General features: G+C 72.8%; 13 protein-coding genes. All 13 read left to right on the forward strand.

Annotation, left to right across the window (positions count from 1 at the left end; all coding sequences use genetic code 11):
- The first annotated feature begins 9 nt into the window (after positions 1–9).
- The 13 genes from BUE29_RS15705 to BUE29_RS15765 all read left to right on the forward strand — a co-directional run bounded on the left by BUE29_RS15705 (position 10) and on the right by BUE29_RS15765 (position 14,773).
- Entirely contained in the window at positions 10–1,257 is a 1,248-nt protein-coding gene (locus tag BUE29_RS15705) for an ABC transporter substrate-binding protein (protein ID WP_073391374.1), read from the forward strand.
- Between the two features lie 113 nt (positions 1,258–1,370).
- The gene (locus tag BUE29_RS15710; RefSeq protein ID WP_073391375.1) at positions 1,371–2,258 is read left to right on the forward strand and encodes an SDR family NAD(P)-dependent oxidoreductase; all 888 of its coding nucleotides are present in this window, start codon (positions 1,371–1,373) and stop codon (positions 2,256–2,258) included.
- Entirely contained in the window at positions 2,251–2,475 is a 225-nt protein-coding gene (locus tag BUE29_RS15715) for a ferredoxin (RefSeq protein ID WP_073391376.1), read from the forward strand. The genes BUE29_RS15710 and BUE29_RS15715 overlap by 8 nt, the downstream gene beginning before the upstream one ends.
- Positions 2,476–2,490: 15 nt before the next feature.
- Positions 2,491–3,738 carry a cytochrome P450 gene (locus tag BUE29_RS15720; RefSeq protein ID WP_073391377.1) on the forward strand — a complete coding sequence of 416 codons (1,248 nt, stop codon included), beginning with the start codon at positions 2,491–2,493 and terminating at the stop codon, positions 3,736–3,738.
- Between the two features lie 71 nt (positions 3,739–3,809).
- Positions 3,810–4,580 carry a crotonase/enoyl-CoA hydratase family protein gene (locus tag BUE29_RS15725; protein ID WP_073391378.1) on the forward strand — a complete coding sequence of 257 codons (771 nt, stop codon included), beginning with the start codon at positions 3,810–3,812 and terminating at the stop codon, positions 4,578–4,580.
- Positions 4,577–6,088, forward strand: coding sequence for an acetyl-CoA acetyltransferase (locus BUE29_RS15730; RefSeq protein WP_143168207.1), 1,512 nt, complete (start codon positions 4,577–4,579; stop codon positions 6,086–6,088). Before BUE29_RS15725 ends, BUE29_RS15730 begins: the two co-directional genes overlap by 4 nt.
- Positions 6,088–7,734, forward strand: coding sequence for an AMP-binding protein (locus BUE29_RS15735; RefSeq protein WP_073391380.1), 1,647 nt, complete (start codon positions 6,088–6,090; stop codon positions 7,732–7,734). Before BUE29_RS15730 ends, BUE29_RS15735 begins: the two co-directional genes overlap by 1 nt.
- A complete protein-coding gene (locus BUE29_RS15740) occupies positions 7,731–8,039 on the forward strand; it encodes a hypothetical protein (RefSeq protein WP_073391381.1) in 309 nt (102 codons plus the stop codon). Before BUE29_RS15735 ends, BUE29_RS15740 begins: the two co-directional genes overlap by 4 nt.
- A 14-nt stretch (positions 8,040–8,053) precedes the next feature.
- Positions 8,054–9,460: an aldehyde dehydrogenase gene (locus BUE29_RS15745; RefSeq protein WP_234971486.1), complete on the forward strand. Its 1,407-nt coding sequence runs from the start codon at positions 8,054–8,056 to the stop codon at positions 9,458–9,460.
- A complete protein-coding gene (locus BUE29_RS15750) occupies positions 9,457–10,326 on the forward strand; it encodes a mycofactocin-coupled SDR family oxidoreductase (protein WP_073391382.1) in 870 nt (289 codons plus the stop codon). Before BUE29_RS15745 ends, BUE29_RS15750 begins: the two co-directional genes overlap by 4 nt.
- Positions 10,327–10,413: 87 nt before the next feature.
- Positions 10,414–11,565, forward strand: coding sequence for an acyl-CoA dehydrogenase family protein (locus tag BUE29_RS15755; protein WP_073391383.1), 1,152 nt, complete (start codon positions 10,414–10,416; stop codon positions 11,563–11,565).
- The gene (locus BUE29_RS23215) at positions 11,562–12,515 is read left to right on the forward strand and encodes an acyl-CoA dehydrogenase family protein (protein ID WP_073391384.1); all 954 of its coding nucleotides are present in this window, start codon (positions 11,562–11,564) and stop codon (positions 12,513–12,515) included. The genes BUE29_RS15755 and BUE29_RS23215 overlap by 4 nt, the downstream gene beginning before the upstream one ends.
- Positions 12,512–14,773 (forward strand): CoA transferase, encoded by a 2,262-nt coding sequence (locus tag BUE29_RS15765; protein WP_073391385.1) that lies wholly within the window; start codon positions 12,512–12,514, stop codon positions 14,771–14,773. The genes BUE29_RS23215 and BUE29_RS15765 overlap by 4 nt, the downstream gene beginning before the upstream one ends.
- Positions 14,774–14,815: the final 42 nt, after the last annotated feature.

The raw sequence follows: 14,815 nt of genomic DNA on the forward strand, positions 1-14,815 counted from the left end.
AAGGGTCCCATGCAACGGATCGCACTGCGTAGTGCCGTGGCCGCCGGCGCGATCGTCGCCCTGGCCGCCGCAACGGCAGCCTGCTCGAGCTCGGACAGCTCGGGTTCCGGCGGCGGGGGTGCCATCAACATCGGCCAGGTCGGTGGCTACACCGGCCAGGTGCCGGGCCTCGACGGGGAGGGTTACGGTCTGCAGGCGTGGGTCTCGTACACCAACGCCCACGGCGGCATCAAGGGTCACAAGATCAACCTGTACACCGGCGACTCGAAGGGCGACCCGACCACCGAGGTGTCGCAGATCGTGCAGGTCGCGAACCAGCACAAGGTGGTCGCGTTCGCCGGCATGGGCACCTTCAACCTCACGTCCTCGATGTCGTTCATCAAACAGAACAAGATCCCGGTCGTCGGCGGCAACATCTCCGACGACGTCTGGAACAAGGAGCCCTACCTCTATCCGCAGGGCTCGGCCAACATCCCGCTGACGGCCCTGGGCTTCGGCCACGTCCCGGCCGGCGCGGGCAAGGTGGGCGTCGTGTACTGCAAGGAGTCGCCGGGGTGCACGCAGGTCTACAACCTGCTGGTCAAGAACCGGCTCAGCAGCGCCTTGGGCGGCGCGGTGGCCTACTCGGCCGAGGTGTCGTTGGCCGCACCGAGCTTCACGGCGCAGTGTCTCGCCGCGAAGGCGGCCGGTGTGCAGACGTTGCCGGTCGCCTTCGACCCGGTGAACATGATCCGGCTCGCCAAGAACTGTCAGCAGCAGGGCTTCCACCCCGTCTACACGATGAGCGGCACCGTGGCCGCCGACTCGCAGGCGAGCTCCGGCCTGTTCGACAAGGCCGTGGCCGCGATCCCGAACGCGCCGTGGTTTCTCGACGAGGGACCCGTCAAGACCATGCGCGCGGCGATGGCGAAGTACAAGCCGGGCAAGACGATCGACTCCACCACGACGGAGGGATGGGCCTCGGGTGTCGTGCTCGGCAAGGCCATCGAGAACGCCCTGGCGAGCAACGGTGGCAAGGTGCCGACCCGCCAGGACATCCTGACCGGGCTGGGCAAGATCAAGAACGAGACGTTCGGCGGGCTGACTCCGCCGCTCACGTTCACGTCGAGCGGGGTGCAGCCGTCGGTGTTCTGCTACTTCGCCGCGACGGTGGCGGGAAGGAAGTGGACCGCGCCGAACGGCTTCACGGCCGCCTGCCCCAGCCCGGCCCAGAAGCAGGCCATCGCGGCCGTGCAGAAGAGGATCCTCGCCGGCTGACGGCGTCACGGTCGGGTGGGTCCAGCCGCCGCTCGGGCCCACCCGGCCGCCACCTCTTGTGGTAAAAATTATAAAGATTAGGCTTGCGGAGAGGGTCGAGAGAGGAGACGAGCATGAGACTCGAGAACAAGGTCGCGATGATCACCGGAGCCGGTTCCGGACTGGGTCGGGAGTCCTCGCGCCTGTTCGCCCGCGAAGGCGCCAAGGTCGTCGTCACGGACGTCTCGGAGAGCCGTGCGAAGGAGACCGTCGCCCGCGTGCACGAGGACGGCGGCGAGGCCATCGCCGTCAAGGCCGACGTCACGGTCGAGGCGGAGATCGAGGCGGCGGTGCGCACCACCGTCGACACCTACGGCAAGCTCGACGTGATGTTCGCCAACGCGGGCATCCCGGCCAAGGACTTCGGGCTGACCCCGTTCGAGGACGTCACCGAGGCCGAGTGGGACGAGACCCAGGACGTCGTCCTCAAGGGCGTGTTCTTCGCCGTCAAGCACGCGGTGCGGGCGATGAAGGAGAACCCCGACGGCCCCGTCGGCGGTTCCATCATCTGCACGTCCTCCGCAGCGTCGATCGTGGGTTACCCGGGCTTCCCGCAGTACGGTGCGGCCAAGGGCGGGATCAACGCGCTGGTACGGATCTGCGCGGCGTGGGAGATCGGTCGCTACGGCATCCGCATCAACGCCATCGCGCCGACGCACGGGATGTCGGCCAACTTCATCCTGCCCGCCGACGCGCCGGTCCTCGGCAAGTCGCACGAGGAGATGGCCGGCGAGTGGATCCCCGAGCACTCCCCGATCCCGCTCAAGCTGCCGCGCGCCCCGCGCATCCTCGACAGCGCGTACCCCGCGCTTTTCCTGGCCTCCGACGAGTCGATCTACATGTCCGGCGTGACGCTGCCGACCTGTGACGGCGGCACCCTCGCGCAGGTCGCGATCCCCTTCGGCCCGAACTGGCGCGAGAACCTGAACGAGAACGCGCGCAAGGGCGACTTCAATGGCTGAGATCAGGGTGTTCGCCGTCGACACCGAGATCTGCGCCGGCCACGGTCGCTGCTACGCGCTGGCCCCGGAGTCGTTCGAGCCCGACGACAGCGGCTACGCCGAGCCGACCGGGCGCGACGAGTCCGGCCGTCCCCAGACCGAGATCGACCAGATCATCGGCACCTGTCCCGAAGAGGCGATCTCCGTCGCGAGCGCGCCCGTCGCATCCGAAGCCTGAGGAGGCTCTGCCGCGATGACCGACATCTCCGACCCCGACACGGCGCCGGTGGACCTCGAACGACTGCGCCGCGAGCACGAACGCCAGTACGAGGTCTATCACCGGGTCTCGATCCAGGAGCACCTCGACGACATGGCCGACCGTCGGGAGAAGTGCCCGATCAGCTTCTCGCCCGACGGCGGCTTCTGGGTCCTCTCGCGCTACGACGACATGAGCACCGTGCTGCGCAAGAACAACCGCGGCGTCGTCAGCTTCCCGAACATCCCGGACGGCAAGCCGGCGTTCGGGCAGAAGAAGACGATCCCGATCGAGCTCGACGGCTCGGTGCACAGCCAGTACCGCAAGATCCTCGACCCGCTGTTCTCGCCCGCCCGGGTGAAGGAGCTCGAGCCGCGGATCCGGGAGGTGGCGCGTGACCTCATCGCGGGGTTCGCCGCCCGGGGCGAGTGCGACTTCGTCGAGGAGTTCGCGATGCCGTTCCCCGGCTCGATCTTCCTCGCGCTGATGGGCTGGCCGATCGAGGACACCGCGAGGATGAACGCGTGGGTCAACACGATGCTGCACGGGGTGGAGGGGGGAACGGAGGAGGAGACCCTGGCCGCACGCGGGCAGGCTGCCGGCGAGATCCGTGCGTACATGAACGAGATCATCGCCGCGCGGCGCGCCGAGCCCCAGGACGACATCACGACCATCCTGCTGCGGGCCGAGATCGACGGTGCCCCGATCCCCGACGACGACCTCTACGACCTGTTCGTCCTGATCATGCTCGCCGGGCTCGACACGGTGCAGAGCGTCCTCGCCCAGAGCATGTCCTACTTCGCCCGGCACCAGGACACCTGGGACTCGATGTTCGCCGACCCCGCACGCATGGGCGACGCGGTCGAGGAGCTCGTCCGCTGGTGCTCGCCGGCCGGCCCCTCGCGCACGATCACCTCGGACACCCTCGCCGTCGGCGAGCTGACCCTGCCCGAGGGCGAGCGTCTCTACTGCCCGCTGAGCGCCGGCAACCGTGACCCCAAGTACTTCCCGGAGCCGGACGAGGTCCGCTTCGACCGGGACGCCAAGCCGCACCTGAGCTTCGGGCTGGGCACCCACCGGTGCGTCGGCCTGCATCTCGCCCGCACCGAGCTGCGCATCGCGTTCGAGGAGCTGCGCGAGCTCATGCCGCGCTTCGACCTGACGGCGGGCAGGGAGCCGCACGAACACGTCGGGCTCACGTGGGGCGTCGACAACGTCTGGTTGACGTTCCCCCCACGCAGCTGACCCGCCCGCAGCGGACCGCGACGGTCGAGCACCGTCGCGGTCCGCGGCCACCGACCCGGCAAGGACCACGAATGCCCGAAGTCCAGTTCGAGCCCGACCCCGACACGCACGTCGCCGTCATCCGTCTCGACCGTCCCGAGGCGCGCAACGCGGTCACCGGTGACATGGCCGAGGCCATCGAAGCGGCGCTGGACACCGTCGAGGGCGACGACCGGCTGTGGGTCACCGTCGTCACCGGCACCGACGACGTGTTCTGCTCCGGCGGGGACCTGCGCGAGGTCGCCGCCGGCGACCCGCGGATGCGCACCAGGCGGGGCGGATTCGCCGGGATCGTGCGACGCGAGCGGCGCAAGCCGCTCGTCGCCGCGGTCGAGGGACCCGCCGTCGGCGGCGGCACCGAGATCGTGCTCGCCAGCGATCTCGTGGTGGCCGGCGACGGCGCCACGTTCGGGCTCCCCGAGGTCCGCAACAGCCTGCTGGCCGCGGCCGGCGGGCTCTTCCGGCTGGGGCGGCACATCCCACCGACCGTGGCCATGCAGTGGGCGCTGACCGGCGACTACTTCCCCGCCGCCCGGGCCTACGAGCTCGGACTGATCAACGAGGTCGTCCCGGCCGGCGACGCGCTGCGGGCGGCCCGGGAGCTGGCGGCGCGGATCTGCCGGAACGCGCCGCTGGCCGTCCAGCACTCGCGGGCCGTGATGCTCGAGGCCACCTGGCTGCCCGAGGACGAGGCGTGGCGGCGCAACACCGAGGCCATGCGCGAGCTCGGCCGCACCGCCGACTTCCACGAGGGCATGGCGGCGGCGGCCGAGAAGCGTCCCCCGAAGTGGACCGCGTCGTGACCGGACGGGCACGAGCGCAGCAGGTCGTCGTCATCGGGGTCGGCCAGCTGCGCCACAACCGCGACCGCACCGTCGACGACGCGCGCGAGCCGATGGACCTCCTCCTGACCGCCGCCCACCGCTGCGCCGCCGACGCGGGTCTCGACCCCGCCGTGTTGCGCGAGCTCGATCTGCTCGACGTCGTGCAGATCGTGTCGTGGAACTACCACGACGCGGCCGCCGCCGCGGCCCACCGACTCGGCGCGACCAACGCCGTGACGTCGACCAGCGGCGTCGGGGGTCACCAGCCGGTGGCGCGGCTGCTCGACCTCGCGCGGCGGCTCGGCGACGGCGAGGGCGGCCTGGCCCTGCTGGCCGGTGCCGAGGCGCAGTCCTCGCTCGACGCGCTCGCCAAGGCCGGGGTGGCCAACCCGTGGCCCCGCGACCCCGGCGGCATGCGGGAGTTCCCGCGCGAGGTCGGCGGAACCGAGCGCATGTGGGACCTCGGTCTGGTGGCGCCGATCCGCGTGTACCCGCTGTTCGAGAACCGGTTGCGCGCCGAGCTCGGGCAGAGCTTCGCCGAGTCCCAGGACTGGTCGGCCCGGCTCTACTCGGCGTTCAGCGAGATCGCGACCACCAACGACGCGGCGTGGAACCCGACGCCGGCCACCCCCGCCGAGATCCGCACCGTCGGGCCCGACAACCGCATGATCTGCTTCCCGTACCCGCTGCGGATGAACGCCTTCGCCGGGGTCGACCAGGCGGCCGCGGTGCTGCTGGCCACCGCCGAGACGGCCGACGCGCTCGGCGTGCCCGCGCACCGACGGATCGCCGTCGTCGCCGGCGCCGAGGCCGCCGACAGCGAGGACGTCCTCGACCGTCCCGGCTTCGGTGCGTCGCCGGGACTGGACGCGGTGCTGGACCGTGCGCTCGCGCGGGCGGGCCGCGACGTCGCCGACCTCGACGTGATCGACCTGTACAGCTGCTTCCCGGTCGTGCCCAAGCTCGCCGCCCTGCACCTCGACGCCACCGACCGCCCGGTCACGGCGACCGGCGGGCTGTCCTCGTTCGGCGGCCCGCACAACGACTACTCGACCCATGCGCTCGTCGCCACCGTCCGCGCGTTGCGGGCCGCCAGCGGCACCGGCCTGGTGTACGCGAACGGGGAGTACCTGACCCGGCACGCCGCCGTCGTGCTGTCCTCCGACGTCACCGCGACCGGCGCGCCGGTCGTGGACCCGGTGGACCCGGCGCCGCCCGGTCCCGCGGCGCCGGCCTACCTCGACGGGTACACCGGGGCGGTCACGGTCGAGACGTACACCGTCGAGTACGACCGGACCGGCGAGCCCGCGCGGGCCTACGTCGTGGCGCGCACCCCGCGCGGCGAGCGCACGGCGGCCCGGGCGTCGCGCGCCGACGCTCACACCCTCGCGATGCTGGTCGACGAGGACGTCGAACCGGTCGGCCGCGGTGGCTCGGTCGTCGCCGTGGACGGCCGGCGCACCTTCGTCGCGGACCGGAGCGCGTGATGGAAGGCGATGCGCGGGACTTCGGCTTCCTGCAGGTGTGGGACGCGGTCGCCGCCGCCGTGGGCACGCGCGAGTGCGTGGTGCAGGGCGATCGTCGCTCGACCTGGGACGAGACCGCCGAGCGCAGCCGACGTCTCGGCTGGTGGCTGACCGGCCAGGGGTTCGGTGCCCGTGGCGAGGTGGCGTCGTGGGAGTCGCCCAACGACACGGTGGGCATCCTGCTGCGCAACCGCGCCGAGTTCCTGGAGACCACCCTCGGCTGCTACCGGGCGCGCTGCGCGCCCTTCAACGTCAACTACCGCTACACCGGCGAGGAGGTCGCCTACCTGCTGCGTGACGCCGGCGCCGCCGTCCTCGTCTACCAGCGCGAGTTCGCCGCCGTCGTCGCGGACGCGGTCGGCCGGCTCGCGGACCCGCCCCGGCTGGTCCTGGTCGAGGACGGCTCGCCGACCGAACCGGCGGCCGCCTCGGTCGAGTTCGAGCAGGCGCTGTCCGACGCGGTCCGCCCGTCGGTCGAACCGGTGCCCAGCCCGGATGACGTGCACGTGCTCTACACCGGCGGCACCACCGGCATGCCGAAGGGCGTCATGTGGCCGCTGCGCGAGCTGGTGAGCGGGGCCACCGGCGCCGTGGTGGCCTCGCCGGCCGCCGCTGCGACGAAGGCTCCGGGGCGTGGCTGGCTGCGCGCGTTGCCGGCGCCCCCGCTGATGCACGGCGCCGCGCTGTGGTTCGCCTACAACGCGTGGACGCGCGGGGCGACCATCGTGCTCGACCCCATCGTCGACCGCTTCGACGCCGACCAGGCGGTCGCGCTGATGCGGGCGGAGTCGGTGACCTGGCTGGCCGTGGTCGGCGACGTCTTCGCCACCCCGCTGGTGGCTGCCCTCGACCGCGCCGCGGCCGACGGCGGCGTGCCCGCCGCGCTGTCCTACGTCTTCTCCAGCGGGGCCGCGCTGGGCGAGACGGCCTGGAACGGCCTGCTGCGCCACTACCCGAGCCTGGCCGTCGTCAACGCGCTCGGCTCGTCCGAGACCGGGCCGCAGGCCTTCCAGACCGGCGCGGACCGGACCGCGGCGTTCCGTCCCGGGCCGGACACGGTCGTCGTCAGCGAGGACCATCGGCGCATCCTCGGCGCACACGACCCGGGCGTGGGCTGGCTGTCCAACGGCGGGACGCTGCCGCGCGGCTACCTCGGCGACCGGGCGCGCACCGAGCAGACCTTCCGCGAGGTCGGCGGCCGTCGCGTCGCGGTGTCGGGGGACCGGGCCGCCGTCGCCGCCGACGGTGCCGTCACCTTCCTCGGCCGCGCGTCGAACGTCATCAACACCGGCGGCGAGAAGGTGTACGCCGAGGAGGTCGAGGGTGCGCTCGCGCGGCATCCGGCCGTGGCCGACGCCGTGGTGGTGGGCCGACCCAGCGAGCGGTGGGGCCACGAGGTCGTCGCGCTGGTGGCGGTGTCGCTCGACGTGGACGACGCCGAGCTCAAGCAGTTCTGCGCCCGGGACCTCGCCGGCTACAAGATCCCCAAGGCCTTCCTGCGGGTGCCGGCGATCCGTCGCGCGCCGAACGGGAAGGTGGACTACACGTGGGCACGCGAACACGCGACGGGTGAGCCGTCGCCGCGAACACAGGAGGTCGAGCGGTGAAGGTCGCAGTGGGCCAGCGGTTGGCGAGCACGGTGTGCGACACCGAGGTCATCGTGCTGAAGACGACCGGCGCGGAGGTCGCCCTGCGCTGCGGGGGCGCGGCCATGACGGACGCCGGCGGCGACGCGGCGCACGCCGGCCCCGGGGTGACGCCGGACGGCGACGGGACGCTGGTCGGCAAGCGGTACGTCGACCCCGGCCAGAGCGTCGAGCTGCTGTGCACCAAGCCCGGCGCCGGTGCGTTGAGCATCGGCGACGAGCCCCTCGTCATCAAGGCGGCCAACGCGTTGCCGTCCTCGGACTGAAGGAAGGTCGACCAGTGACCTCGGTGGAGACCGATCGGATCGAACTGATCAACCCGGCGACGGAGGAACGCCTCGGCGAGGTGCCGGCCGCCGGCGCGGCGGAGGTGGACGCCGCCGTCCGCACGGCGCGGACCGCGCTGACGGATCCGGCGTGGGCGTCGCTCGGCCCGGCCGAGCGAGCCGGCTTGCTGCGGGCCCTCGCCGACGTCCTGCACGGGCGCATGGACGAGCTCGCCGAGCTGATCACCCGGCAGAACGGCATGCCGCTGAAGATGGTCCGCTGGGGCAACGTGTGGGGCCCCATCGCGGCCTACCGCTACTACGCCGACCTCGTCGAGTCGATGGCCTTCGAGACGCTGCGCGAGTCGGCCTACGGCCGCACGCTCGTGCGCCGCGAGCCCGTCGGGGTCGTCGGGGTCATCGCGCCGTGGAACGGGCCGCAGGTGCTCGCGGCGTGGAAGCTGGCGCCCGCGCTCGCCGCCGGCTGCACGGCGGTGCTGAAGCCGGCGCCCGAGACCAGCCTGGACGCGCTGCTGCTCGCCGAGGCGTTCGAGCAGGCCGGCTTCCCACCCGGGGTGTTCACCGTCGTCACCGGCGGTCGGGAGACCGGCGAGCTGCTGGTCGACCACCTCCACGTCGCCAAGATCGCCTTCACCGGCAGCACCGCCGCGGGCAGGGCGATCGCCGCCCGCGCCGGGGCCCAGCTCAAGTCCGTCGTGCTGGAGCTCGGCGGCAAGAGCGCGGCGATCCTGCTCGACGACGCGGACGTCGCCGGTTTCGCCGACCAGGTCGTGCGGCTGTGCAGTCCGAACTCGGGGCAGGTCTGCTACTCCTGCACCCGCATCCTGGCGCCCTCGTCCCGCTACGACGAGGTCGTCGACGTCGTCGTCGAGTCGATGCGCGGCGCGCACGTCGGCGATCCGCTGGAGCGCGCCACCAACTTCGGCCCGCTCGTCAGCGCGCGACAACGCGCCCGGGTCGAGGGCTACATCGCCACGGGGCAGGCCGAGGGCGCGGACCTCGTGAGCGGCGGCGGCCGGCCGGCCGACCTCGGGCGCGGCTACTTCGTCGAGCCGACCGTGTTCCGCAACGTGGACAACGGCATGCGCATCGCCCAGGAGGAGATCTTCGGCCCGGTGCTGTCGGTCATCTCCTACGACGACACCGACGACGCCGTGCGCATTGCCAACGACTCGGAGTACGGGCTCGGTGGTGCCGTGTTCACGGCCGATCCCGAGCGAGGCCTGGCCGTCGCGCGGCGCATCGAGACCGGCTCGATCGGCATCAACGGCTACGAGATCGCGATGGACGCGCCCTTCGGCGGCTACAAGAGCAGCGGCCTGGGGCGCGAGCTCGGGCCCGAGGGCATCGAGCCCTACCTCGAGACCAAGTCCATCTACAACCCACCGGAGGCATCGTGACCGCGCCCGCCGACGGCACCGTCGGACCCGTCGGCGATCGGGACGGCTGGGCCGGCAAGGTCGCGCTGATCACGGGCGCGGCGCGCGGGCAGGGTCGCTCGCACGCGCTCGCGCTCGCCGCCCGTGGCGTCGACGTCGTGGCCGTCGACATCTGCGAGCAGATCGAGACGGTGCCGTACCCCTTGGCCACCAAGGACGACCTCGAGCAGACCGCCGCCGACGTCGAGCGCGCCGGCGCACGCTGCCTGCCGGTGGTCGCCGACGTCCGGGATCGCTCCCTGCTGCTCGACGCGGTCGAGCGGGCGCGGGCGAGCTTCGGTCGCCTCGACATCGCCGTCGCCAACGCCGGTGTCGCGCAGGGATACCGCGACGACGACGGCACGACCCCGGAACAGCAGTGGTCGGACTATCTCGCGGTCAACCTCACGGGGGTCTGGAACACGGTGACCGCCTGCGCGCCCGCGATCGTGGACGGCGGCCGCGGCGGGTCGATCATCCTGATCAACTCGACCTCCGGCATCAAGAGCATGTCGCGTGGCGAGGCCCGCAGCGACGCCTACACCGCAGCCAAGCACGGTGGCGTCGGGCTGATGAAGGCCTACGCGATCGAGCTGGGGCCCGTCGGCGTGCGGGTGAACGCCGTGCATCCCACGGCGGTGGCGACGCCGATGACCGAGAACGACGCCATGCGGGCCTGGGTCGAGCGCAACGTCGACCGGGTGGCCAACGGGTTCCGGGACGCGATGCACGTGGGGCGGGTCCAGCCGGCCGACATCACCGAGGCGGTGCTCTGGCTGGCGTCGGACGCCTCCCGGTACGTCACCGGGGTCAGCCTGCCCGTGGATGCCGGTTTCACGATCGTCTGAGCACTTATTAAACTTACAAAGATTAGCTAGAATACGTAGGCCGCGTCCGACCGTTCGCGGCCATCGCGGACGATCGGTGGAGGCGACGTGGACTACACCACCTCGGCGCGCGGCATCGCCCTTCGGCAGCAGCTGCGAGATCTCGTCGACACCTCGATGCCGAAGAACTTCCTCGGCGCGTTCACGAGCAACCCGCGCGACCTCGACGTCGCCCAGGCGTTCTGCGCCATGCTCGCCGAGCACGAGCTGCTGACGCCGGCGTGGCCGGCGGAGTACGGCGGTACCGGTTCGGGCCCGTGGGAGCAGGCCATCGTCCGCGAGGAGATGTGGGCGCACTTCGAGCCGCGCGGCGCGCAGTACATGGGCGTCAACTGGGTGGGCCCGGCGATCATGCGCTTCGGGACCGACGCGCAACGCCGCGAACACCTGTCGCGTATCGCGAACGGCACCGTCATCTGGTGTCAGGGCTTCTCCGAGCCCGAGACGGGCTCCGACCTCGCCTCGCTGCGCACGGCCGCGCGCCCCGACGGCGACGGCTGGCGCGTCGAGGGCCAGAAGGTGTGGACGAGCTACGCCGGGATGGCGCAGTGGTGCTTCCTCCTGGCGCGCACGTCCACCGGCCCCACGAAGCACCACGGCATCACCGTCTTCCTCGTGCCCATGGACCGCCCCGGCATCCGGGTGGTTCCGATCGCCTCCATGCTCGGCCCGCACCACCTCAACGAGGTGTTCTGGGAGGGCGTCCGGGTCACGCGCGACGACGTGCTCGGCGAGGTCGACCAGGGCTGGTCGATCGTGCGGGAGGCGCTGGCCTTCGAACGGGTGGGTATCGCGCGCTACGCGCGCTGCGACCGCCTGCTCAATCTCGCGCCGGTCGCGTTGAAGGAGCGGTGGGACGAGCTGCCCGCCTCGTTGCGGCAGCGCTGGGCGGCCGCCCTCGTGCACACCCGCCAGGCCCGCCTGCTCGCCTACCGGGTGATCGAGCTGCAGGAGACCGGCGACGTCGACCCGGCCGACTCGGCCGCGTACCGGATCGCCGCGACCGGCGTGGACCAGGAGGTGGCCGAGGTGCTCATGGACATGGTCGAGCAGTACGCGGTCGGTGCGTCGGACCGCGAGCAGCTGTTCGTGCGCGCCGTCGACGACCACTGGCGCTACGCGCAGGCGGCCACCGTCGCCTCCGGAAGCATGGAGATGCAGCGGCTGCTGCTGTCGCGCTCGCTGCTGGGCAGCCGGTGAGGACGGTACTGGCCGACGAGGCCACGGAGTTCGCGGCCGTCGTCGAGCGCGCGGTCCGGCGCGCCGGCGGCTTCGAGCTCGTGGCCCGGGCCGAGCGCGGTGAGCCGGCGGCCGACGAGGTGGAGCGCGCTTTCGCCGAGCTCGGCGTGTGGGACCTGCGGGCCCGGGACGGTGACGTCGACGCCGAGGTCGCCGCGGCGGTGTGCCGGTCGGCCGGTCGGTGGGCGCTGCCGTACCCGGTGGCCGAGCGACTGGCCGGCCACCCCGCCGCCGGCTACGACGCGGTTGCCCTGGCCACCGCGCGCGGGCCGCGGATCAACCTGCACCGGGACGGCCTGCGCTGGCTCGTGTCCGACGGGTTGACCTCGACCGCTCCCGTCACCTCGGTGGGCGAACCGCTCGGGACCAAGCTGGGCTCGCTCGTGCGCGACGCGGAGGTCGGTGCGTGGAGCGAGGACGCCGACGTGGCGCCGCTCTCGCACGTGTTCGGCTGCTGGGTGCTGCTGGGGATGTGCGAGACCGCGCTCGATCTCACCCGCCAGCACCTGCTCGACCGTCACCAGTTCGGCAAGCCGTTGGCGAGCTTCCAGGCGCTGCAGTTCCGCCTGGCCGACACCGCGGCCGCGCTGCAGGGCTTCGGTGAACTGGCCAAGTACACGTTGTGGTCGGTGACCACCGCCCAGGTCGGCCGCGCGGGCGACGCGCTGGCGCTGCGGCTGTCGGCGCTGGAGACGGCCGAGACGGTGTTCCGCACCGCGCACCAGCTGCACGGGGCGATGGGGTTCTGCGACGAGGTGCCGCTGTCGTGGCTGTCGCGCTACAGCCAGCCGATCCGCCGCCTGCCGTGGGGCCGCTCCGAGACCGAGGTACGGCTGCTGCAGGCCATCGAGACCGTCCCCTTCGCCGGACTGTTCAGCTCCGGCGACGCGGGCGCCATCCTGGTGCAATGAGCGAGCCTGTCGGGGACGGGCAGTGCCTGTCCGGCGTCGCCGTCGTGGACCTGACGACGACGCTGTCGGCCGCGGTCGCGGCGCGGCTGCTCGCCGAGGCGGGCGCCGACGTCGTCCGGGTCGAGCAGCCGGGCGGGGACGAGTTGCGGGCCGCCGCGCCGGTCGGCGCGGCGAGCTGGAACCGCAGCAAGCGGGTCGTCGCGCTCGATCTCGCCGGCGGGTCGGACCGCGGGCAGCTCGACATGTTGCTGCGGCGCGCCGACGTCCTCGTGCACGACCTCACGCCGGCCCGCGCGGCCGAGCACGGTCTCGACGCCGCTGCCCTCGCCGCGGGCTTCCCGCATCTCGTCGTCGGCACCGTGACCGGCTGGCCGGCCTGGCATCCGCGCGCCGAGGACCCGGCCGAGGAGATCCTGGTCCAGGCCGCGTCCGGCGTGATGGACGACCAGCAGGGCAACCGGGAGGGGCCGATCTTCACCCGGATGCCCTTCGCCAGCTGGTGCGCCGCCTTCCTGCTCACCGGTGGCATCGCCGCCCGGCTCGTGCAGCGGGCCCGCACCGGCGTCGTCGGCAACGTGGCCACCAGCCTCTTCCAGGGCGTCCTGGTGCCGGCCGCGCTCTACCGGCAGCGCAGCGACCGGCTGCCGGCCGTCATCGAGCAGCCGCACACGCTGCCCAAGGTCTGGCCGGGCGCGTCGCTCAGCCTGTTCGAGTGCGCCGACGGCGTCTGGCTCCAGCTCGCGGGGTCCCTCGGGGGATGGGTCGAGTCGGCCCCGGTGCTCGAGCAACTGGCGCTCGCCGACGCCGTCGACCTGTCCGAGAGCGGCGTGACCCTGGTCAACCTGCCGCGGTGGCAGGCGATCTTTTGCCGGCAGGACTCCGACACCTGGTTCGCCGCCTTCAACGAGGTCGACGTCCCGTGCATGCTCGTACGCGACCTCGGTGCGTGCTTCACCGACGAGCAGGTGCGCGCCAACGACTACGTCGTCGAGGTCGACGACCCCGAGCTCGGCCGGACCGTCCAGGCCGCCGCCCCGTTCACGTTGACGCCGCCGTGCCGCGTGACCGGCCCCGCCGGCGCCCGGCGCCTGACCGCCGTCACCGACTTCGGCCACGACGACGCCGCGGGCGGGCCCCGGGCGACGGCGGCCTCCGCCGCGCCGCTGGACGGCATCACGGTCCTGGACTTCGGCTCGATGATCGCCTCGCCGTTCGGCGCGCAGTGCCTGGCCGACTTCGGGGCGCGGGTGGTGAAGGTGGAGCGTCTCGACGGCGACCGCGGCCGCACGCTCACCCAGTTCGGCGGGGCCAATCGCCACAAGCAGTCGCTCGCCATCGACCTGAAGCACCCCGACGCGGCGGAGCCGCTGCGCCGGCTGATCGCCGCGGCCGACGTCGTCGTCCACAACATCCGCGCCGGGGCCGCGCGACGGCTGGGGCTGGACGAGGCGTCGCTGCGGGCGGCGAACCCGCGCGTCGTCTTCGGCCACGTCTCGGCCAACGGGGGACGCGGACCGATGTCGGGCTACCCCGGTTACGACCCGACCGCGCAGGCCCTCACCGGGTGGGAGCGGATGAACGTCGGCGACGGCCAGGACCCGATGTGGATGCGCAACTCGGTGCTCGACGTCGGCGGCGGCCTCGCCTCGTTCGTCGGCACGCTCCTCCAGCTGTACCGGCGCGAGACGACCGGCCTCGCCGGATCCGCCGGCTCCTCGCTGCTCGCGACCGGGCTGACGATCGCCAGCGAGACGGCGCTGGGGCCGGACGGCACGGCGTACCGCACCGCGCAGGTGGACCCCGAGCAGACCGGCACGGGGCCCGATCACCGCATCTACCGGACGCGCACCGGCTGGGTCGCGGTCGCCGCCCGCACCGACGCGCAGCGCCGCGCCCTGCGCGGGATCGCCGGCGTCCCGCTCGGCGACGGTCTCGCCGGACTCGACGCCGGCGAGGCGCTCGCGCGGCTGGCCGCCGCCGGCGTCCCGGCCGCGCCCGTGCGCGAGGACCAGACGGCGGAGTTCTTCGACGATGCGCTGCACCGCCGGAACGGGGTCGCCCGTCGGCTCGACGCCGCCGACTACGGCTCGATCGAGGTGGTCGGCGGCTTCTGGACGATCGACGGGACCGCGACGGCGACGAAGGAGTCGATCCCGGCGTGCGGCGAGCACTCCGCCGAGGTGCTGGCCGGCGTCGGGTACGGCGCGGCCGAGCTGCAGCGGCTGGCCGCGGCCGGCGTGCTGGCGTCGCCGGCATGACGGCCGCGACCGCGACGTCGCGGCACACGAGCGAAGGGTGGC

Origin of the sequence: Jatrophihabitans endophyticus (genome assembly GCF_900129455.1) — a bacterium.
In the GTDB taxonomy this organism is placed as follows: Bacteria; Actinomycetota; Actinomycetes; order Mycobacteriales; family Jatrophihabitantaceae; genus Jatrophihabitans; species Jatrophihabitans endophyticus.